The organism is Oerskovia sp. PE-21s (assembly GCF_056158145.1).
In genome coordinates this window covers 495,176-514,741 of the sequence record NZ_JBUXJM010000004.1, presented here as the reverse complement: position 1 = coordinate 514,741, position 19,566 = coordinate 495,176, and the positions used below count along the sequence as shown (strand labels likewise).

18 protein-coding genes and 3 tRNA genes are annotated in these 19,566 nt (G+C 71.5%); 6 read left to right on the top strand and 15 right to left on the bottom strand.

What is annotated here, in order from left to right; translation table 11 throughout:
- Window positions 1-21: 21 nt before the first annotated feature.
- The 10 genes from ACZDYF_RS11075 to ACZDYF_RS11030 form a co-directional block, all read right to left on the bottom strand.
- Window positions 22-942, bottom strand: a complete 921-nt coding sequence (locus tag ACZDYF_RS11075) for a prenyltransferase (RefSeq protein ID WP_475056519.1) — start codon at window positions 940-942, stop codon at window positions 22-24.
- Window positions 939-1,253: a lycopene cyclase domain-containing protein gene (locus ACZDYF_RS11070; RefSeq protein WP_191791911.1), complete on the bottom strand. Its 315-nt coding sequence runs from the start codon at window positions 1,251-1,253 to the stop codon at window positions 939-941. Before ACZDYF_RS11070 ends, ACZDYF_RS11075 begins: the two co-directional genes overlap by 4 nt.
- A complete protein-coding gene (locus tag ACZDYF_RS11065) occupies window positions 1,250-1,654 on the bottom strand; it encodes a lycopene cyclase domain-containing protein (protein ID WP_318243817.1) in 405 nt (134 codons plus the stop codon). Before ACZDYF_RS11065 ends, ACZDYF_RS11070 begins: the two co-directional genes overlap by 4 nt.
- A complete protein-coding gene (gene crtI, locus ACZDYF_RS11060) occupies window positions 1,651-3,384 on the bottom strand; it encodes a phytoene desaturase family protein (RefSeq protein WP_475056584.1) in 1,734 nt (577 codons plus the stop codon). The genes ACZDYF_RS11065 and crtI overlap by 4 nt, the downstream gene beginning before the upstream one ends.
- 17 nt (window positions 3,385-3,401) lie before the next feature.
- Entirely contained in the window at window positions 3,402-4,361 is a 960-nt protein-coding gene (locus ACZDYF_RS11055; RefSeq protein ID WP_475056513.1) for a phytoene/squalene synthase family protein, read from the bottom strand.
- Between the two features lies 1 nt (window position 4,362).
- A complete protein-coding gene (locus ACZDYF_RS11050) occupies window positions 4,363-5,541 on the bottom strand; it encodes a polyprenyl synthetase family protein (protein WP_475056511.1) in 1,179 nt (392 codons plus the stop codon).
- 131 nt (window positions 5,542-5,672) lie between these two features.
- Window positions 5,673-6,656: a UDP-glucose 4-epimerase GalE gene (gene galE / locus ACZDYF_RS11045; RefSeq protein WP_475056510.1), complete on the bottom strand. Its 984-nt coding sequence runs from the start codon at window positions 6,654-6,656 to the stop codon at window positions 5,673-5,675.
- 66 nt (window positions 6,657-6,722) lie between these two features.
- A complete protein-coding gene (locus ACZDYF_RS11040; protein WP_475056508.1) occupies window positions 6,723-7,649 on the bottom strand; it encodes a cation diffusion facilitator family transporter in 927 nt (308 codons plus the stop codon).
- Complete coding sequence (locus tag ACZDYF_RS11035) at window positions 7,646-8,059, bottom strand: ArsR/SmtB family transcription factor (protein ID WP_225227381.1); 414 nt, start codon at window positions 8,057-8,059, stop codon at window positions 7,646-7,648. The genes ACZDYF_RS11040 and ACZDYF_RS11035 overlap by 4 nt, the downstream gene beginning before the upstream one ends.
- 32 nt (window positions 8,060-8,091) lie before the next feature.
- Window positions 8,092-8,436, bottom strand: a complete 345-nt coding sequence (locus ACZDYF_RS11030) for a metallopeptidase family protein (protein WP_191792004.1) — start codon at window positions 8,434-8,436, stop codon at window positions 8,092-8,094.
- Between the two features lie 161 nt (window positions 8,437-8,597).
- Between ACZDYF_RS11030 and ACZDYF_RS11025 the strand changes: the two genes are divergently transcribed.
- The 5 genes from ACZDYF_RS11025 (at window position 8,598) to ACZDYF_RS11005 (ending at window position 9,897) form a co-directional block, all read left to right on the top strand.
- Window positions 8,598-8,670, top strand: a tRNA-Glu gene (locus ACZDYF_RS11025).
- An 88-nt stretch (window positions 8,671-8,758) separates the two neighbouring features.
- Window positions 8,759-8,832, top strand: a tRNA-Asp gene (locus ACZDYF_RS11020).
- A 45-nt stretch (window positions 8,833-8,877) separates the two neighbouring features.
- Window positions 8,878-8,950 (top strand) — tRNA-Phe (locus ACZDYF_RS11015).
- 240 nt (window positions 8,951-9,190) lie between these two features.
- Window positions 9,191-9,613, top strand: a complete 423-nt coding sequence (locus ACZDYF_RS11010; protein WP_191791916.1) for a phage holin family protein — start codon at window positions 9,191-9,193, stop codon at window positions 9,611-9,613.
- A complete protein-coding gene (locus tag ACZDYF_RS11005; protein ID WP_191791917.1) occupies window positions 9,610-9,897 on the top strand; it encodes a DUF3618 domain-containing protein in 288 nt (95 codons plus the stop codon). The genes ACZDYF_RS11010 and ACZDYF_RS11005 overlap by 4 nt, the downstream gene beginning before the upstream one ends.
- Before the next feature lie 202 nt (window positions 9,898-10,099).
- Here the strand turns inward: ACZDYF_RS11005 and ACZDYF_RS11000 are convergent, their stop codons facing one another.
- Window positions 10,100-10,312, bottom strand: coding sequence for a BldC family transcriptional regulator (locus ACZDYF_RS11000; RefSeq protein WP_030151000.1), 213 nt, complete (start codon window positions 10,310-10,312; stop codon window positions 10,100-10,102).
- Window positions 10,313-10,650: 338 nt separating this feature from the next.
- Between ACZDYF_RS11000 and ACZDYF_RS10995 the strand changes: the two genes are divergently transcribed.
- A complete protein-coding gene (locus tag ACZDYF_RS10995; RefSeq protein WP_372440791.1) occupies window positions 10,651-10,971 on the top strand; it encodes a DUF3073 domain-containing protein in 321 nt (106 codons plus the stop codon).
- A gap of 169 nt (window positions 10,972-11,140) precedes the next feature.
- On the opposite strand, the gene purM is transcribed toward ACZDYF_RS10995, so the two are convergent.
- The 4 genes from purM to ACZDYF_RS10975 form a co-directional block, all read right to left on the bottom strand.
- Window positions 11,141-12,259 carry a phosphoribosylformylglycinamidine cyclo-ligase gene (purM, locus tag ACZDYF_RS10990; protein WP_475056500.1) on the bottom strand — a complete coding sequence of 373 codons (1,119 nt, stop codon included), beginning with the start codon at window positions 12,257-12,259 and terminating at the stop codon, window positions 11,141-11,143.
- A gap of 56 nt (window positions 12,260-12,315) precedes the next feature.
- A complete protein-coding gene (gene purF, locus ACZDYF_RS10985) occupies window positions 12,316-13,863 on the bottom strand; it encodes an amidophosphoribosyltransferase (protein ID WP_191791919.1) in 1,548 nt (515 codons plus the stop codon).
- 93 nt (window positions 13,864-13,956) lie between these two features.
- Entirely contained in the window at window positions 13,957-14,397 is a 441-nt protein-coding gene (locus tag ACZDYF_RS10980) for a hypothetical protein (RefSeq protein ID WP_475056494.1), read from the bottom strand.
- Between the two features lie 128 nt (window positions 14,398-14,525).
- The gene (locus tag ACZDYF_RS10975; RefSeq protein WP_475056492.1) at window positions 14,526-19,232 is read right to left on the bottom strand and encodes an ExeM/NucH family extracellular endonuclease; all 4,707 of its coding nucleotides are present in this window, start codon (window positions 19,230-19,232) and stop codon (window positions 14,526-14,528) included.
- Between the last annotated feature and the right edge of the window lie 334 nt (window positions 19,233-19,566).

Sequence of the window (19,566 nt, the reverse complement as noted above, 5' to 3'; positions counted from 1 at the left end):
CCCAGGGGTCGGACCCAGGCGTCAGCCCCAGGTGGCGGCGATGAGCAGCATCGTCACGAGGAACCCAGTCACCAGGTTGAGCCAGAGGAAGCGACGCCAGCCCGCGTTCGCCCGCTCGCAGTCGTCGTCGCGCACCGTCCAGAAGGACGCCACGTTGACGAGGTAGGGCAGCGGCAGGACCGCGGCGAGCCACCCCGGCCACGGGAGCAGCGCGAGCAGCCCCGCGGCCACGAGGTAGGCGGTCGCCGCGACGACGACCGTCCGGTGCGCCCCGATCACGGTCGCGACCGAGCCGATCCCGCCCTCCCGGTCGGCCCGCACGTCCTGCACCGCGCCGAACGCGTGCGAAGCGGCCCCCCACAGCACGAACGCCACGAGCACGGGCCACACGGTCCGTGCTCCGAGGTCCGCCCCGACGAGCACGAGCGCGTAGAGCAGGGGCCCCACGAAGTGCATGGCCGAGGTGAACGAGTCGAGGAACGGACGCTCCTTGAAGCGCAGCACGGGCGCCGAGTAGGCCACGACGAGGAAGACCACGACGGCGAGCGTCAGGTTCGCGGCGACGTCGCCCTGGAGGAGCAACCACGCGAGGAACGGCGCGTTCGCGACGACGCACGCCCACAGGATGCGCCGGTGGGTGGTCCGTGCGGTCGCGGGGTCCGCGAGCGCTCCCTCGATCCCGCCCTTGCGCGGGTTGCGCAGGTCGGACGCGTAGTCGAACACGTCGTTGATCCCGTACATCAGCAGGTTGTAGGGGATCAGGAAGTAGAGCGTCCCGACGACGAGCGTGGCGTCGACCCGTCCCCCCGTGGCGACGAGGTAGCCCGCCGCGAAGGGGTAGGCGGTGTTGATCCAGGAGAACGGGCGCGAGGCGGCGACGATCTCCCGGAGCGCGACGAGCGGCCCCGGCGCAGCCCCCGGCTCGACCGCGACCCCGGTCACGACTGCCCTCCCGCGTGCCGACGGCGTCGACCGTCCCCGACCCAGGTCCATACCGCGGGCAGCAGCAGCACCGCGGCCAGCGGGTAGGCGAAGTCCTCGAGCGGCGCCCCGGCGAGGTAGATCCCGAGGATCTTGTCGGGGGCGTAGGTGTACAGCCCGACGGCGATCATGATCGTGTCGAACACCAGCGTCAGGACCACCATGACCGCTGCCGTCCACAGGAGCGGCCCCGCCCGGTGGCGCCGGAGCGTCCACACCGTGACGACCGCGACGAGCGCGATCACGACGAGGTTCAGGACGATGTTGGTCATGCGCCCGCTCCCGTCGTCGGACCGTCCGCGGCGCGCGCGGGTGCCTCGTCCGCTCTCGTGGCACCACCGTCCGTCCGCCGGGCTGCGCGCTCCCGCGCACGCAGGTCGAGGAACCGCCAGACGAGCAGGGTGTTGTAGCACAGGAGCGTGAGGAAGACGGCCTCCTCGACGGGCAGCTCGGGGGCGAGCTGGAGCCCGGTCATGTGGGGCGAGTCGCCGCGCGCGAAGATCCCGAGGGCGAGCCCCGCGACGTCCCACGCGAGGAAGAACAGCACGCCGGCCACGAGCGTGATCGCCGTCCGGGCCGGGTCGGCCCAGAACGCGAGGCGGAACCGACGGTCGAGCACGGCGAGACCGCCGAGCGAGACGAGGAGCGCAGCGAGGTACGCGAAGCCGATCACGCGCCACCGCCCCGCAGTCGCTCGGGACGGCGGCTCGCCGCGAGGTAGCCGGGGCGCAGCGGGGTCGGCAGGGGCCGGGAGGACGTCTCGCCCAGGAGCCGCTTGGCGACGAGCTCGGCGCTGATGAGGCACATCGGCAGCCCGACGCCAGGGGCCGTGCCCGCTCCCGCGTAGTAGAGGTTGGTGACCTTGCGCGAGGCGCCCGGCGGGCGGAACATCGCGCTCTGCGCGAGCGTGTGCTCCATCCCGAGGGCCGTCCCTCGCCAGGACGAGAACTCGGTCGCGAAGTGCGCGGGGCCCAGGACCCGCCGGGTCGCGACCCGCCCGCGCAGGTCGTCGATCCCGGCCCAGGCGCCGACCTGGTCGAGGTACCCGTCGGCGAGCTCCTCGAGCTCGGCCTGCGACGCGGCCGAGCCACCGAGCGCCGGGTCCGCGGGGAACGGCACCAGGACGAAGAGGTTCTCGTGGCCGGGAGGTGCGGCGGGGTGGTCGATCGTCGCGTCGTCGGTCGCCGACGTCCTCGAGACGTAGAGGGAGGCGGGGGACGGGACCCGCAACGAGTCCACGGGGCTGTCTGCCGCGTCGCCCAGGACGTCGGCGAAGTTCCCCCGCCAGTCCTCGGTGAAGAAGAGCGAGTGGTGGGCGAGCTCGGGCAGCTCGCCACGGACTCCGGCGAGGATCAGCAGCGCCGAGATCCCGGGTCCGCGGTCGTCCCACGCGGGCGCGGGCAGGTCGGCGTACGCGGGGGGCACGAGCGCGGTCTGGGTGTGGTGCAGGTCGGCGGCCGACACCACGACGTCCGCAGGCACGACCTCGCCCGTGCTCAGCCGCACCCCGGTCGCGACGCCTCGTGCGCGTCGCCCGGGCCTGCCGGTCCGCGCGCGGGGCGAGGCTCCGCCGTCGGGCGTGGGAGCGTGCGGCGCGACCTCGATCCCGACGACGTCGCTCGCCGTGCGGATCGTCACGCCCTGCGAGCGGGCGATCTTCTCCATGGCCTCGATGATCGTGTACATCCCACCGCGCGGGAACCGTACGCCCTCGACCAGGTCGAGGTGGCTCATGAGCGAGTACAGCGCGGGCACCCGGTAGGGCGAGCTGCCGAGGAAGACCGCGTGGTAGCCGAGGACCTGGCGTAGGCGCGGGTCGTGCACGCGGCGTTCGACGCGGTCCGCGAGCGAGCGTCCCAGCAGGGCCGCGAGCCGCGGGAGCCGGCGCAGCACGGCGCCGTCGACGGCCCGGTCGGGGCGCTCGAACGTCGTGTAGAGGAAGTGGTCCAGGGCGAGGCGGTAGGCCTCGCTCGACTCCTCGGCGTAGGCCCGCATGCGCTCGCCGTCGCCCGGCGAGAGCGCGTCGAAGCGAGCCCAGTTGACCTCCGGGTCGCGGGTGACGTCGAGGACGGTGCGAGCCGGGGGGAGGTTCGTGGCGCCGTCGGGCTGCTCGCTGGACGAGGCCCGCTCGAAGAAGACACGGTACGACGGGTCGAGCGGGACCAGGTCGAGGTGGTCCTCGGCGCGCTCGCCCAGGAGCGCGAACCAGTGCTCGAAGACCTCGGGCATGAAGTACCAGGACGGTCCGGTGTCGAACCGGAACCCGTCGAGGTCGAGCGTCCCGGCCCGCCCCCCGACCCGCTCGTGGCGTTCGAGCAGGGTCACACGGGCACCGCCCCGGGCCAGGAGCGCGGCAGTGGCGAGGCCGCCGATACCTCCCCCCACGACCACGACGTGCGGCATCTCGGGTGGGGCGACGTTCACAAGGCTCCTCTGGTGTCGGTGAACCTGGTCGACCGGCGGGACATGGCGTGCACGTCGCGTCGCAGCGACTCACGCGCCACGGCACGCGCCGCGACGACGATCTTGACCGGGTCCGGGACCCGCACGCGGGCCCGGAGCAGGTCCTGCGGAGCCGTCGAGGCGAGCCGCCCCAGCAGCGAGTCGTAGAGCGCGAGGGTCGCGGCGACCGCCATCCGTGCGCGACGCGGGAGGGATGGGAGCGCGGCGCGCGCGGCGTCGAGGTCGCTGCCGATCTCCGCGAGGATCGCGTCGACGTCCTCCTGGGTGAGGTCGGCAGGCGTGATCCCGGGGAAGTAGCTGCGCCCCAGCTCCTCGTGGTCGGTGCGCAGGTCGCGCAGGAAGTTGATCTTCTGGAACGCCGCGCCCAGCCCCTGCGCACCGCGCAGCACGGCCGCGTCGGCGCGGACCACGGGCTCCCCGGGACGTCGGTCCGCGTTGAGGAACACCGCGAGGCACATGAGCCCCACGACCTCGGCCGAGCCGTGGACGTACTGCTCGTAGCTCGCCTTGTCGTGCACCTGGACCGTGAGGTCCATGCGCATCGACGCGAAGAACGGGTCGATCTCCGGGTGCCCGATCCCGGTGCGCCGGGCTGTGCGGGCGAACGAGTGGACGACGAGGTTGGTCGAGTACCCGCTCGCGAGCGCGCGCGCCGTCTCCTCCTCGAGCCCGGTCAGCAGCGCGTCGGCGCCCTCGCCCCTGCGCGTGTCGACGACCTCGTCGGCCACGCGGACCAGGCCGTAGACCGCGTCGATGTCTCGACGCGCCACGCTCCCCAGGAGCCGGGACCCGAGCCCGAAGGACGTCGAGTACCCGGTCAGGACCGCCCGGCTCGCGCGGGCGGCGGTGCGGTCGTACAGCATCTGCGACACGTTGGCCTCCCTGGCCATGGTCTCGGACGTCGTGCTCGTCGGCATCTCAGGCGACCCTCTCCGCGAACGAGTCGGCCAGGTCGGTCAGATATCGCGCGAGAGGAGCAGGCAGCCGGGAAGCCGCCGCCCGGGCCTCGTCGAGGTGGCGGGTCACGGTCTCCCGGACCGCTCCGGGGCCTCCGGAGCGGTCCATGGCCTCCCGCACGACGTCGGCCTCCGCCTCGGTGAGGTCGGCCCGCCCCACGTACCGGTCCAGCAGCGCGACGTCCCCGGGCGTGGCCCGACGGTAGGCGCAGGCGAGGAGCAGGGTGCGCTTGCCCTCGCGCAGGTCGGAGAGCGTCGACTTCCCCGTGACCCGCGGGTCGCCGAACACCCCGAGCAGGTCGTCGACGAGCTGGAAGGCGATCCCCAGCGCGCGGCCGCAGGTCTCCAGGTCCGACCGCACAGCACGGTCCGCGCCGGCGAGCGTGGCGCCCGACAGGAGCGGGACGACGCACGTGTAGGTCGCCGTCTTGAGCTCCGCGACGAGCAAGGGGGCGACGTCGAGGGGGGAGCGGAGCTGTCCCGACACGTCGAGCACCTCGCCCGCGACGGCCGTCTGGACCGCGCGCACGAGCTGTCGGGTGACCTCGAGCCGGACGAGCGGTGGGGCGGTCGACGTCAGCACGAGGTCGAAGGCTCCGCTGATCGCGAGGTCCCCGGCGAGGAGAGAGGCGGCCTGGACGAGCTCGTCGGCGTGGGCTGCCTCGACGCCCGTCCCCGCGAGGCGCGCACGTGTGGTGCCCGCGAGGTTGGGGCGGCCGCGACGCGACTCGTCGTGGTCGAGGAGGTCGTCGTGCACGAGCATCGCGGTGTGCAGGACCTCCTGTGCAGCGGCGACGGGCACCGCCGCCCCGAGGTCCCGGCCGCCGAGGCCGAGATAGGCCGCGAGGACCAGGCGCGGGCGGACGAGCTTTCCCCCGGTCTGGTCGGCCAGGTCCTTCCAGAGATCGACGACCCGGGGGTCGGTCGCCCGCGACGCCGCCGTGGCGAAGTACTCGGCGAGCGCGCGACGTGTCGCTGTGAGAGCGTGGTCGAGGTCGACGGCGAGCCGGACGTCCCGCGTCGACGCGGCGATCCCGGGCTCGGTCCCGGGCCGGGGCTCGGCCCCAGCAGATGCTGCACGGACTGCGCCCGTCGACGACCGCTCGGCGACGTCGTCGATGGTCGTGCTCGTTGCGGACATGGCACACCCCTTCATCCTCAGCGTGCTGAGTAATTTTGCTCAGCATACTGAGGATCTGACGGGATGTCAGCGCCGGACGCGCAGAAGGGCCCCCTCGCGCGAGGCGAGGGGGCCCTTCCGTCACGCCGTGGTCAGACGTCGATGCGGCGCGGCCCTGCCTGCCACGCCTCCCAGGCCGACGAGATGATCTCTTCGAGCCCGTGCGACCCTCTCCACCCGAGCACCGTGTTGATGCGCTCGGGCGAGGCGACGAGCTGCGGCGGGTCGCCGGGACGGCGCGGGAAGACGTCCGGGGTGGCGTCGAGGCCGGACACCCTGCCGATCTCGTCGATGACCTCGCGGACCGAGGCCCCCACGCCCGTCCCGACGTTGAACACGTCGTAGTCCCGCTCGTCCTCGTCCAGGTAGGAGAGTGCTACGAGGTGCGCCTCGGCGAGGTCCATGACGTGCAGGTAGTCACGGACGCAGGTGCCGTCGGGCGTCGGGTAGTCGTCGCCGAAGACCCGGGGCCGCTCGCCCCGCGCCAGGCGGTCGAAGACCATCGGGACGAGGTTGAGGAGCGTCTGGTCACCCAGGTCCGGCCACCCCGCACCGGCGACGTTGAAGTAGCGCAACGCCACGAACCGCAGACCCCACGAGCGGGCGGCCGCCCGCCCGAGCCACTCTCCGACGAGCTTCGTCTCGCCGTAAGGGTTGATCGGGTCGGCGTGCAGCTTCTCCTCGACGAGTGCGACCGAGGGCATGCCGTAGGTCGCCGCCGAGGACGAGAAGACGAGACGGTCGACCCCGGCGGCCTCCATCGCGGCGACGAGGTTCGTGAACCCGCCCACGTTCTGCTGGTAGTACCAGACAGGCTTCTCGACCGACTCCCCGATCTGCTTGCGGGCTGCGAAGTGCACCACGGCGCTGACCTCGTGCTCGACCATGGTCCGGGTCAGCACGTCGACCGCCTCGGCGCTCGACACGTCGAGGTGCACGAGCGGCGCCCCCCCGACGCGCTTCTCCTGCCCGGTGCTCAGGTCGTCCACGACGACGACCTGATCTCCTCTCTCCTGCAGCAGGCGCACCACGTGCGCACCGATGAACCCCGCTCCGCCTGTCACCAGAATCGTCATGGGACGAGCGTAGACCGCTCGGCGAGCCACCCTCGACGGCCCCCTCGCCCGCGAGACGCCCGCAGGTCAGTGGTGGACCGACTCCTCGGTCGCCCGCATCGAGGGCGGCTCGATCTGGAACGTGCAGTGGTCGACGTCGAAGTGCCCGCCCAGGCACTCCTTGAGCCGTCGCAGCACCTCTGTCCCCCCTCCGCGCGCCAGGACCTCGTCCTCGACGACCACGTGCGCCGACATGACGGGTACGCCCGAGGTGATGGTCCAGGCGTGCAGGTCGTGCACTCCCACCACTCCCGGGATGCCCTCCATGTGGGTGCGCACCTTCTCGAGGTCCACGCCGGCGGGGGTCGACTCGAGGAGCACCGCCGCGACCTCGCGCAGGAGCATGAAGGCGCGCGGCAGGATCAGCAGCCCGATCGCGACGGACGCGAGACCGTCGGCCCCCGGGAACCCGACCGCGACGAGGACGCCGGCGACGATCACCGCGACCGACCCGAGCAGGTCGCCGAGCACCTCGAGGTAGGCCCCGCGGACGTTGAGGCTCTCGGCCTGGCCCGCCGACAGCAGGCGCAGCCCGATCGCGTTCGCGACGAGACCCACGACCGCCACCCCGATCATCAGCCCGGCCTGGATCTCGGGGTCCGGCGCGCGGAACCTCGAGACGCCCTCGATGATCGCGAGCACTGCGACCGTGCCGAGGATCAGCGCGTTGGTCAGCGCGGCGAGGATCTCGGCGCGCTGCCACCCGAAGGTCCGCGTCGGGGAAGCCGGACGCGTCGCGAGCCAGCTCGCGAAGAGTGCGATCCCGATCCCGCTGGCGTCGGTCAGCATGTGCCCGGCGTCGGCGAGGAGGGCGAGCGACCCGGAGACCAGGGCGCCCACGACCTCCAGCATCATCACGCCGAGCGTGATGCACAGGACGATCACGAGCCGACGGCGGTGCGCGCCCGTCGCGGTCGACGCGCCGTGGGAGTGCGAGTGCGAGTGGCCGCTCATCGGGAACCCCTCGTGGCGTCGACGATCCGCTCGGCGTCGGCCAGGATGTGCGCGACCTCGGGGCGCGCGAGGCGGTACCACGACGAACGACCCTCTCGGCGGGTCTCGACGAGCCCCGCGTCGCGGAGCGTCGCCAGGTGGGCTGACACGGTGGACTGCGCGAGCCCCAGCTCGCGGGTCAGGTCGACCACGCGGTGCTCGGCGACCGCGAGGAGGTGCACCACGGAGAGTCGGTGCGGCTCGGCGAGGGCGTGCAGGAGCCGCGCGACCGCGGTGTGGTCGTGCCCGACGACGGGCGGGGTGCACGGTTGCTGCGGATGCTCGGCCGCCGGCTGCTCGACGAGACCGTCGGTCGCGGTGCGCCGCGCCCGCAGGTGCGTGCGGGTGCTCGTCTCCCTTTTCATCGTCATATCACGATGTTATCGCCCTTCGGCGATGAATGCTAGGCCCATCCGAGCTCGTGCAGCCTGTCGTCGTCGATCCCGAAGTGGTGCGCGATCTCATGGACGACCGTGACCACGACCTCCTCGACGACCTCCTCCCGCGTCTCGCAGATCGCGAGCGTGGGGTTGCGGAAGATCGTGATCCTGTCCGGGAGCGCACCCGCCGCCCACATGAGGTCGCGCTCGGTCAGCGGGACCCCCTCGTACAGCCCCAGCAGCTCGGGGTCGTCGACGGGCGCGTCGTCCTCGACCAGGACGACCACGTTGTCCATCTGCTCCGCCAGCTCCTCCGGGATCTCGTCCAGCGCATCGCGCACCGCGTCCTCGAAGTCCTCGCGCGTCATCTCCACCACGGGTCCATCCTCCCCCGCCCTCCCACGGGCACCGACAGCCGCGAGCCGCACGCGCGCACCGTTTTGCACGCCGGCCCCGCTTCCCCGTATGCTGACGGAGGTCTCTCGGCGACTCGTGCCCCGCAGGCGGTGCGGGTTGTCCAGGAAACTAGGCCCCCATCGTTTAGCGGCCTAGGACGCCGCCCTTTCACGGCGGTAGCACGGGTTCGAATCCCGTTGGGGGTACTCGGAAGGATCCGATTAACGGATTCGCCCGGCAGTGAGATACGATTCTCGAGGTTCGAACGGCCCAGGCCGGGAGAAACTTACGCAAGGCCCTGTAGCGCAGTTGGTTAGCGCGCCGCCCTGTCACGGCGGAGGTCGCGGGTTCAAGTCCCGTCAGGGTCGCTCGACAGCGACTGCCCGGTCATCATGACCGGGCTTTCGTGTCAAGGCTCTGTAGCTCAGTTGGTAGAGCGTTCGACTGAAAATCGAAAGGTCACCGGATCGACGCCGGTCGGAGCCACTTCCACGAAGCCCCGCCTCGTTTCCCACGAGGCGGGGCTTCGTCGTACCCGCCGGCCCCGCCCGGGGGGCCGCCCACTCTCTGCGCAGCACACCGGACGGACACTCGCACGCCCGACGCGCGGAATTGCCCTCGGGCCGGTTGACCGGTTGAGTGGGACATGAAGAACCGACTCTTCAGGGCGCGGGTGAACCCCGCGCGCACGGGCGCCCCGACCGGAGCGCCAGGAAGGTGACCACCATGAGCGACTGGGACGACGGACAGCCCCCTCCCCCGAGCCCGAAGCCCTCGATCGGCAAGCTCGTCGAGCAGATGTCCGAGCAGGCCACGCGCCTGGTCCGGACAGAGATCGCGCTCGCCAAGAAGGAGCTGACGACCAAGGCCGCCCGATCGGGCATCGGGATCGGGATGTTCGTGGTGGCCGGTGTGCTCTCGCTCTACGGGCTCGGGTTCGCACTGCACTCCGCGATGGTCGGGCTCGCGCACGCCGTACCGCTGTGGCTCGCGGCCCTCATCGTCGGCGTCGTGCTGTTCCTGCTCGCGGGCATCCTCGCCTTCGTCGGCAGCAAGCAGCTCAAGAAGGGGATGCCCCCTACCCCGGAGAACGCCATCGCGGGGATCAAGGAAGACGTCGCCACCGTCAAGGAAGGACTGCGCCCGTGACCACCGAACCGACCCAGGCCGAGCTGGAAGCCGAGATCGCCCGGACCCGGTCCGAGCTCGCGAGCACGATCGACGAGCTGACCACCCGCCTCGACCCTCGCACCCAGGCGGCGAACGTGGCGCACCAGACCAAGCAGGCCGCTGCCGACACCGGCAGCTTCTTCACGGGCGGCGGGCTCCCCGAGCACGACCCCGCGCGAGCGCGCAACGTCAAGATCCTCATCGGCGGTGCCGTGGCGACCGTCGCGCTCGTCGCCGCGGCGATCCTCCGGCGTCGCTCCTGACGTCGTGACGTGCCGGCCGGGTCGGCCGAGGTCGACCGGACAGCATCCCTAGGAACGACCGAGCCCGGCGCCACAGGCGCCGGGCTTTCGGCTGGTCGTGAGGAAGGGGTCAGGACGCGACGGGGAGCATCGGGAAGCAGGTCCCGAGGCTCCTCAACGGCCCGACGGCGTAGGCTGGGCGCGCGGGGACACCGCGCGTCGATCAGCCCTTGTCGACGCCCTCGGCGTTCTCGCTCGCGGCACCCAGGAGTGCGCGAACCTCGGACTCGCGATAGCGACGATGCCCCCCGAGGGTCCGGATCGACGACAGCTTGCCGGCCTTGGCCCAGCGAGTGACGGTCTTGGGATCGACGCGGAACAGGCTCGCGACCTCGGCCGGTGTGAGCAGAACTTCGGACTCTCCATGGACGGACATCACTGCACCTCCTCCTAGCGACTGGCTGGTCCGACGGTGACGTCGGAACGCGACGACAGCGCTGCGCTAGCCCTTCCATTGTCGCAGCATGAGGATTTTGGGCGACTTGGCGGACAGGGTGAATTAGGCGGGGTATGGGTGGTACAGGTGTTTCGGACCGAGATCCGGGCGTGTCGCGCGGCCCGGATCTCCTCCTCCGACCGCTCCTGCCCCACCCCCTGCGACCTCGCCGCGACCGGCCTCGACCCCCTGGTACGGCGTCGGGAGCAGCCCGACGGGCCACCGTTGTGTGGAGACAGTGTGACAAGGCACCCGTTCGGGGGACCTGAGTGGCTGGAATGCATCCGGACCATGTACCGTTGGACTCTGAACAGACGAAACACACTCCCGGGGCCGCACGTCGAAGTACGTTGCCGCCCCGCTTCTACGTTGAGGGGGTCGGAGCCATGGGCCGCGGCCGTCAGAAGGCTAAGCAGACCAAGGTCGCTCGTGCGCTGAAGTACTACAGCCCCGAGACGAACTACCAAGCTCTCGAACAAGAGCTCACTGGTCACAGCCACACGGATCTCGCGACAGATCCTCGCTACGGAGCGAGGTCTTCCGAGGACAACAGCGGAGAGTACGACCAGCCGTTCGCCGGCTGGTCCGACGACCGCTGACTCGACCTCACCCCCTCCTGCGACCTTCGGGCCCCAGGCGGTCCGTGAGTCGACAGATCGCGAGTACGTCCTCAGTGACCTGCCCGCGACCTCACGTCGTTCGACGAAAAGCGCGTCCTGCACCCCAGGCCTCCCGGCCCGAGTCGCAGGACGCGCTTTTCGTCGTACGTCAGTTGCGGTAGTCACCCGTCAGGCGCACAGCCCCTGCGTGGACGCCCTTGGTGCCGACCACCAGGTCCTCTCCCCCGGCGGCAGACGGCTCGGCCGGGTCGAGAGCGCCCACGGTGCCCAGGACCCAGGCCGTGAGGCCCAGCTCGGTGCATCGCGCGAGGGCGGCGTCAGCGCCGTCGGCGCCCACGATCGCGACCATGCCCACGCCCAGGTTGAGCGTGTTCTCCAGGTCACGTCGAGGCACGTTCCCGAGGTCACGGACCACGGTGAAGATCGGCGGGACCTCCCACGAGCCGCGGTCGATCGTCCCGACGAGGCCAGCCGGGAGCACACGGGCCAGGTTGGCCGCGAGCCCACCACCCGTGACGTGCGTGAACGCGTGCACCTGCGCCGCGTCGTCGTGGGCCAGGGCCAGGCAGTCGCTCGCGTAGACGCGCGTGGGCTCGAGCAGCTCCTCGCCGAGCGTCCGACCGAACTCCTCGACCTCTCGGTCCAGCTCCCAGCCCGCGTGCTTCACGACCGCACGCACCAGCGAGTAGCCGTTCGAGTGCAGGCCCGAGGATCCCAGCGCGATGAGGACGTCGCCCTCGCGCACCCGCTCGGGGCCCAGGAGGCGGTCGGCCTCGACCACGCCCGTCGCGGCACCCGCGACGTCGTACTCGTCCTCGCCCAGGAGACCCGGGTGCTCGGCCGTCTCCCCGCCGACGAGGGCCGTGCCGGCGACCTCGCACGCCGCCGCGATGCCACGGACGATGCCTGCGATGCGCTCGGGCACGACCTTGCCGCACGCGATGTAGTCCGTCATGAAGAGCGGCTTGGCCCCCACCACGACGATGTCGTCGACGACCATGCCCACGAGGTCGAACCCGATCGTGTCGTGGACGTCCATGGCCTGCGCGATCGCGACCTTGGTCCCCACGCCGTCGGTCGAGGTGGCCAGCAGGGGCTTGGTGTAGGTCGCGACCTCGCTGAAGTCGTAGAGCCCGGCGAACCCGCCCACTCCCCCGAGGACCTGGGGGCCGTGCGTACGGCGTACGGCGTCCTTCATCAGCTCGACGGCCTTGTCGCCCGCCTCGGTGTCGACACCGGCTGCGGCGTACGTGAGACCTTCAGACACGAATGAACTCCTGGTGGTTGCGGCGCGCCCCGGGTGGGGCGGTGCGTCGTACGGGGTCAGGGGTGGTCGAGGGCGGTCCCGCCGCCGACTCCCACGGAGAGGCTGCGCAGCCCGTCCTCCGGAGCGCCCAGCGGCAGCTCGGCCTGCTCGAGCAGGTGCTTGCCGAGCTGGTCGTCCGGGGGCAGCTCGATGGGGTACTTCCCGGTGAAGCAGGCCGTGCAGAGCTGGGAGGCGGACTGCTCGGTCGCCGCGATCATCCCCTCCTCGGAGATGTACCCGAGGGTGTCGGCGCCCAGCGAGGCGCCCACCTCCTCGGGCGACAGGCCGTTGGCGATGAGCTCGGCGCGCGACGCGAAGTCGATGCCGTAGAAGCAGGGCCACTTGACCGGCGGGGAGCTGATGCGGACGTGGACCTCGGCGGCCCCCGCCTCGCGCAGCATGCGGATCAGGGCACGCTGGGTGTTGCCGCGGACGATCGAGTCGTCGACGACGACGAGACGCTTGCCCCGGATGACGTCGCGCAGCGGGTTCAGCTTCAGCCGGATGCCGAGCTGGCGCAGCGTGTCCGACGGCTGGATGAAGGTGCGCCCGACGTAGGCGTTCTTGGTCAGCCCCTGGCCGAACGGGATGCCCGACTCCTGGGCGTACCCCACGGCGGCGGGGGTGCCGGACTCGGGGACCGGGATCACGAGGTCTGCGTCGATGCCGTGCTCGCGAGCGAGCTGGCGCCCCATCTCGACGCGCGCGGCGTGCACCGAGCGGCCGTTGATCGAGGTGTCCGGGCGGGCCAGGTAGACGTACTCGAAGACGCAGCCCGCGCGCTCGACCGGTGCGAAGCGCTGCGAGCGCAGGCCGTCACCGTCGATCGCGATGAGCTCGCCCGGCTCGACCTCACGGACGAACGACGCGCCCACGATGTCCAGGGCGGGGGTCTCGCTCGCGACGACCCAGCCACGCTCGAGGCGACCCAGGACGAGCGGGCGCACCCCCTGCGGGTCACGCGCCGCGTAGAGCGTCTTCTCGTCCATGAAGACGAGGCTGAAGGCGCCTCTGAGCCGCGGCAGGACCTCCATCGCGGTGTCCTCGAGCGAGTGGTCGTCGTCCCCCGCGAAGAGCGCCGTGATGAGGGCCGTGTCGGTCGTGTTGCCGCGGGCCAGCTCGCCGCGGCGCTGCGCGCCGTAGCGCTCGGCGACGAGGTTCACGAGCTCGGCGGAGTTGGTCAGGTTGCCGTTGTGCCCCAGCGCGACCGTCCCCGACGACGTCGCACCCAGCGTGGGCTGCGCGTTCTCCCAGGTCACGCCACCGGTGGTCGAGTACCGGCAGTGCCCGACGGCGATGTGTCCCGTCAGGGCGTTGAGGGCCGTCTCGTCGAAGACCTGGGAGACGAGTCCCATGTCCTTGTAGACGAGGATCTGCTCACCATTGCTGGTCGCGATCCCGGCCGACTCCTGACCGCGGTGCTGCAACGAGTACAGACCGAAGTAGGCAAGTTTGGCGACCTCTTCGCCGGGCGCCCAGACACCGAAGACGCCACAAGCGTCCTGGGGGCCTTTCTCGCCGGGCATGAGGTCGTGGTTGAGAAGTCCATCTCCGCGGGGGGCCACGGCTCCAGTGTCCCATACGGTCCCGGGCTGCCCGAAGTCACGACCAGGGGGTGGACCACGTGACCGGACGAGGGTCCGGCTCCGCGTGCTCGCTCAGCGGCGCAGGCTGCGCTTGTCCGCCCAGATCGCCAGGGCGCCCGCGACGAGCGTCGTGAGCGTCGTCGTCCCCAGCACGACGACCGTGAGGTAGACGCCGGGCTTGAGGACGCCGCGGGACTCCGGGGAGCCGAGCCACGTGATCCCGAGGCACAGCCCCACGACGATCCCGACGACCGCGCCCGTCGTGAAGAACGCCTTGTACCGGGGCGCGCGACGGATCGTCGTCGGGTCGATCATCGACTCGATCTCGACCTCGTCACCACGGATGCCGCCGTCGTTCGCGTCACCGGGCTCGGTCGACGCGGTGTCCGCGGCAGCGGGCGTGGTCGGAGCTACCGGGGCGGCCGGGGCGGCAGCGCCGGTCTCCGGCGGAGCGGCGGGAACGGGGCCGTCAGGGGTCGCGTTCGCGTCGGGGGTGGGGGTGCTGGGGCTCACGCGCCGACAGTACCCCGTCCGGCTGAGAATCCCCTGGGCCGCACCCGTGCCGACGGGGCGCGAGACGCCGTCGGGCCTGCTCCCCCAGCAGGGAAGCAGGCCCGACGGATCCTCAGGTGATCAGCGCGTCAGCCGCACGTGACCGCCGGGTAGGCGACCTCGTAGACCTCGGTCAGCGTCTGACCGCCCTGCGACTTCGTCGCTCGGACCTCGACCGTGCCGGCCGGCACGGACGTGGCGCGGGTGTTGAACGACTGCGCCGCGATCTTGCCCTCCTTGAGGTTCGGGAAGGTCTTGGTGCCGTAGGGCGTCGTGAACTTCACGTCGATCGGGCCGGACTCGCCGTTCACGCCCTTGACCGACAGGTGCACGCGGCCTCCGACGCACTGGCCCTTCGCGGTCAGGTCGTCCATGACGACGTCGGGAAGGTCGACCCCTTCGACCGTGAGGGCCAGGCGCGTGACCGTGCCGCTCGGGTCCGCGACCACGTACAGGCCGTACTCGCCGCCCGCCGTCTCCGCCGGGACCGGCACCTCGAGGCTCGCGGCGCCGTTCGTGACCGTGCCCGTGGCCACGGCCGTCCCCGGGTTCGCCGGGTCGAACGCCGTGCCCGCAGGCACGAGGTACGCCGAGACCCCCGTGTTGGCCGGGCTGCCGAGCGACGTCAGGTTCAGACGAGAGACCGCCGCGGTGACGGACTCACCTGCGGTGACCGTGCCCAGCCCGTCCGCGACCACACCACGACGGGCGAAGTCGGGGGCGAGGTCCGGGTGGGCCTGCAGGTAGGAGATCCACGCGTCACGGTCGATCAGACCCGAGTCGCGCGCGTCCGTGCCCTGCGAGAAGACCCGGAAGTTGTCACCGCCCGTCGCGAGGAACGAGAACGTCGCGACCCGGTAGACCTTCGCCGGGTCGAGCGGCTCACCGTTGATGAGGACCGACGTGATGTTGTCACCCGGGGTGGCGTTCACGTCCGCGGTCTTCGCGGTGTAGCTGACGTTGTCCGACAGCCCCAGGGCCAGGTACGGGCGCGACGGACGCGTGCCGTCCGCGTTGGTCTGCCACTGCTGCTCGAGCATCGTCTCGACCTGCGCGCCCGTGAGGGACACGGTCCACAGGTTGTTGACGAACGGCAGGACCGCGTTGGCCTCGGCGTACGTGATGACGCCGTCCGCACCGAAGTAGAGCTCGTTGCGGAGCCCGCCCGGGTTGACGACACCGAAGTCGGCACCGCCGCGGGCCGGGTCGGCCAGCGTGTCGCGCAGCGAGGTCGCGACGAGGTTCCCGAGCGTCGACTCCGACGCACGGTCGTCACGCCCCGTGGAGGGCAGCGGGCCCGAGCCCGTGTACTTGCCGTCCACGTACGAGCCCCCCAGGTAGGCGGTCGTGATGTCGGCCGTGACCGAGCCGACCGGCTGAGCGCCGATGACCTCGGCCTGCGCGAGCGCCGCGTCGACGATCGTCTTGACCTGGGCCACGCGGGGGTAGGTCGCGACGAGCTCGCCGGCAGGTGTCGTGGTGCGCTTGACGTTCTCGACGGAGTAGTCCGTGACGAGGTCCGTCGCGGTGTCGAACGTCAGGCTCACGTGCCCGACGTTCTCGCCGTAGCTGCCGGTCTGCAGGACCGGACGGGTCCGGTCGGTGCCGGGGATCGGCGCCTCCCACGCGTACTGCTTGTGCGTGTGGCCCGTGAAGATCGCCGAGACGCGGGCGTCCGTGTCGTTGACGATCTGCTCGAACGCGCCCTGGTGGGCGAGCTCCTGCTCGAGCGTCGAGCCGTCGGGCGTGCCCGCGCTCGCGCCCTCGTGGTAGAGGGCGACCAGCAGGTCGGCCTCACCGTTCGCGGCGTCACCGTCGCGCAGCTGCGCGGCGACACGGTTCACGGCCTCGACGGGGTCGCCGAAGTCGAGGTCCGCCACGCCGGACGGCGTCACGAGCGTCGGGGTCTCCTCGGTCACGGCGCCGATGACGCCGACCTTGACCCCGTCGACGTCGATCACCGCGTACTCCGGCAGGGCCGGGTTCGTGGTGCCCTTGGCGTAGACGTTGGCCCCCAGGTAGGACCAGTCGGCCGCGTCGCTCACGCGCCCGGTCAGGTCCGCGAAGCCCTTGTCGAACTCGTGGTTGCCCACCGCGGAGGCGGACAGGTCCAGGGCGTTGAGCACGTCGATCGTCGGCTGGTCGTCCTGCAGCGCCGAAGCGAACAGCGAGGCGCCGATGTTGTCACCGACCGAGAGGAACGCGGTACCCACCGGGTTGGCAGCGCGCAGCTGCTCGACCGTCCCGGCGAACGCGACGGTGTTCGCGTCGATGCGACCGTGGAAGTCGTTGATCGCGAGCAGGTCGAGCTCCTTGACCCCGCCCGGCTCCTCGCCGCCCAGCTCGAGGCCGACGACGATCGGGTCGTGGTCGGACGAGCGGAACGCCGTGGTGTCGTACAGGTTCGAGACGTTGTAGTTGAAGCGGCTGTACTCGTTCGCGATGGGCTCGACCGAGTTGATGTTCCAGATGTCGGTGTCCGTGACCGCGTTCGCGGCGCCGGGCGATGCGAGCACGTGGTCGAGCGAGCCGACGAGGCCGTCGAACAGGTACGTCTCCTTGCCCGTCGTCGGGCCCAGGTCGACGTAGCCCGCGTCCGTGAGGACCTTGATCGGGTCCTCCTGGGCGTAGGCGTTGAAGTCGCCCGCGAGCAGCACCTTGTCGGTGCCCGCAGCCGACGAGACCTGGTCGGCGAACGTCACGAGCGCCGTGGCCTGCTTGACGCGCGACGCGTTCGACGCGCCCTGCCCGTCGCCCTGGTCGGCGTCCGCCCCCGAGCCCGAGCCCTTGGACTTGAAGTGGTTCGCGATGACGACGAAGTCCGTCGAGGCCTCGCCCCCGGCGACCCGGAAGGTCTGGGCGAGCGGCTCACGCGCGTTGTCGAAGGCCGCGACGTCGTGGACGACCGAGGCCCCCACGGGCTCGACGACCGCCGGACGGTAGATGAACGCCGTGCGGATGACGTCCTCCGACGCGGGCAGCGTCGCGGGCGAGGGCACGAAGGCCCAGGTCCCGGCACCGGCCGCGGCGTTGAGGCGGTCCGTGAGCGTCGAGAGCGCGGCGTCACGGCTCTTGCCGAACGCCTTGGAGTTCTCGATCTCCTCGAGCGAGACGACGTCCGCGTCCAGGGCGTTGATCGCCGCGACGATCTTGGTCTCCTGACGCTGAAGGTTCGCCGCGTTCGCCGCACCGCGGGCGTCGCAGCCCGTGCGTACCGTGATCGGGTTGCCCTCGCGGTCCGTGTAGAACTGGCACCCGCTGAGCTGGTCGCCCGTCGTGGTGAAGTAGTTCAGGACGTTGAACGTCGCCACGGTCACGTCGCCGCCCACGGCCTCCGGGGCGTCCGTGCGCGTGTTCGCGAACGTCGCGGGCTGGACCGCGGCCGCGTTGGCCGGGGTGAGCTCCGTGACGGGCTGGAAGTTCCAGCCGTCGAACCGGTAGTCGAGGACCACGGGCGACGTGAACGTCGCGAGCGCGCCGACGCGCACCGGCGCGCCGCCGGTCAGGTACGGCAACGGCTTGGCCTTGTTCGCGGCGTTGTTGAAGTTCGTCGTCGCCCCGTCGTCGAGGTTGACGCGGCGGGCGTTCGCGTCGGCGACCGCGGCCGCGGCCTCCGCGCTGCCCGGACGGCCGACCGACGTGGGCTGCCGCAGCGGCTCGGTGCCGCTCGCCAGGACGACCGAACCGTAGTAGTTCGTGTCGTAGTTGTCGGCGACGACGTAGTCGCCGGCGGGCTGGACGAGCATGCCCTCGAGCTTCTCGCGGTCCGCGGCGGTCGCGGGGTACGCGACGTTCGCGGGCTTGACGACCTCGGCCGGGTCCGTCAGGACCTTCCAGCCGGTCGCCGCGGGCGTGACCTGCGTCAGCCCGAAGTACTCCGAGACCACGCCCGTGACCTCGACGTGCTGGCCGACCTGCAGCGCCGTCGCCGCAGCCTTCGAGTACACGAAGAGGCCGTCCGACGCGGTGTGCGTCGCGAGGTCCAGGTCGCCCCCCGAGCCGGCCGTCTGGATGTAGAGACCGTCGAAGCCGCCCGAGGGGTAGGTCGCGGTCACGACGCCGCGCGTCGTGACGGTCTGGCCCACGAGGGGGCTCGCGTCACCCGTGCCCTGGATCTCGGCGATGGTCTTCGCTGCGCCGGGCTCCGGGTCGGGGCCGGGTCCTGAGCCGCCGCCGCTGTTCTGCGGCGTGACCGTGCTGCTGACCGCGAAGTCCTTGGAGTTGTCGTCCGTGTCCGCGCCGGCCGCGCGGTTGAGCGAGCCCGGCACGGTGTTGGCCGTTCCCGCGGGAGCCGCCGCGGTCTCGAACGTGTTGGACGTGCCGTAGCCCAGCAGGTCCACGACCTGCGGGTTGCCCACGACGGAGCCGGGCGTGATCGTGATCGCCGAGGCCGACCTGACCAGGGCGAGCGTCCCGTTCTGGCCCTGCGGCGCGATGGTGCCGGTCGCGTCGGGCGTCGGGAGCGCGGCGCCGTTGGCGCCGTTCGAGGCGCCCTGCACCAGGTAGTAGCCGCCCGCCTTGATCTTGCCCGTGAGCGGGACGACGCCGTTCGAGGCTCCCGTGCCCGTCGCGGACCGGTACTGGACCGACCAGCCCGTGAGGTCGATGTCCGCAGCCGTGGGGTTGTAGAGCTCGACGAACTTGTTGAGGTAGGGGGCGTTGGCGCTCCCGCCGTTGAGGTACGCCTCGTTGATGACGACGGACGAGCCGTCGACCGCAGCAGATGCCGCCCCTGCGGCTACCGTGCTGAGCGCCGCCGTGGCGACGAGCGACGCCGAGAGGGTGGCCGCGACCACACCTCTCCTGCGTCGGGACTGGTGGTGACTACCGATCACGCTGACTCCTTCGTGTCGTGGCCGGGTTCCCGGCGCGCCCGCCTCGGCGCGGGTGGCGCGGGTGCAGGCTCTGGAATCCAACAGCAGGCTGATGAACACGTGGTGTCCGGCCGGTCTCCACCGGTCGAACGACCACGTCTCCCAGGCGGACGGCACCCTCCGGCCGGGGTGCGCGACGTCGTCGTGCGCGGACCGGTCGACGGGCACCGTCGCCCGTTCGCCTCGCACGCTATCTCACGATGCAGACACTGCGAACTTCGAAGGGCCCTCGCTCTCGCCCGAGAGCGGCGGCAGC

Coding starts and splice junctions, on each gene's coding strand:
- crtI (WP_475056584.1), bottom strand. CDS start 3,384: ATGCCGCACGTCGTGGTCGTGGGGGGAGGTATCGGCGGCCTCGCCACT.
- ACZDYF_RS11055 (WP_475056513.1), bottom strand. CDS start 4,361: ATGCCGACGAGCACGACGTCCGAGACCATGGCCAGGGAGGCCAACGTG.
- galE (WP_475056510.1), bottom strand. CDS start 6,656: ATGACGATTCTGGTGACAGGCGGAGCGGGGTTCATCGGTGCGCACGTG.
- ACZDYF_RS10995 (WP_372440791.1), top strand. CDS start 10,651: ATGCATCCGGACCATGTACCGTTGGACTCTGAACAGACGAAACACACT.
- ACZDYF_RS11040 (WP_475056508.1), bottom strand. CDS start 7,649: ATGAGCGGCCACTCGCACTCGCACTCCCACGGCGCGTCGACCGCGACG.
- ACZDYF_RS11000 (WP_030151000.1), bottom strand. CDS start 10,312: ATGTCCGTCCATGGAGAGTCCGAAGTTCTGCTCACACCGGCCGAGGTC.
- ACZDYF_RS11050 (WP_475056511.1), bottom strand. CDS start 5,541: ATGTCCGCAACGAGCACGACCATCGACGACGTCGCCGAGCGGTCGTCG.
- ACZDYF_RS11035 (WP_225227381.1), bottom strand. CDS start 8,059: ATGACGATGAAAAGGGAGACGAGCACCCGCACGCACCTGCGGGCGCGG.
- ACZDYF_RS11070 (WP_191791911.1), bottom strand. CDS start 1,253: ATGACCAACATCGTCCTGAACCTCGTCGTGATCGCGCTCGTCGCGGTC.
- ACZDYF_RS11010 (WP_191791916.1), top strand. CDS start 9,191: ATGAGCGACTGGGACGACGGACAGCCCCCTCCCCCGAGCCCGAAGCCC.
- ACZDYF_RS11030 (WP_191792004.1), bottom strand. CDS start 8,436: ATGACGCGCGAGGACTTCGAGGACGCGGTGCGCGATGCGCTGGACGAG.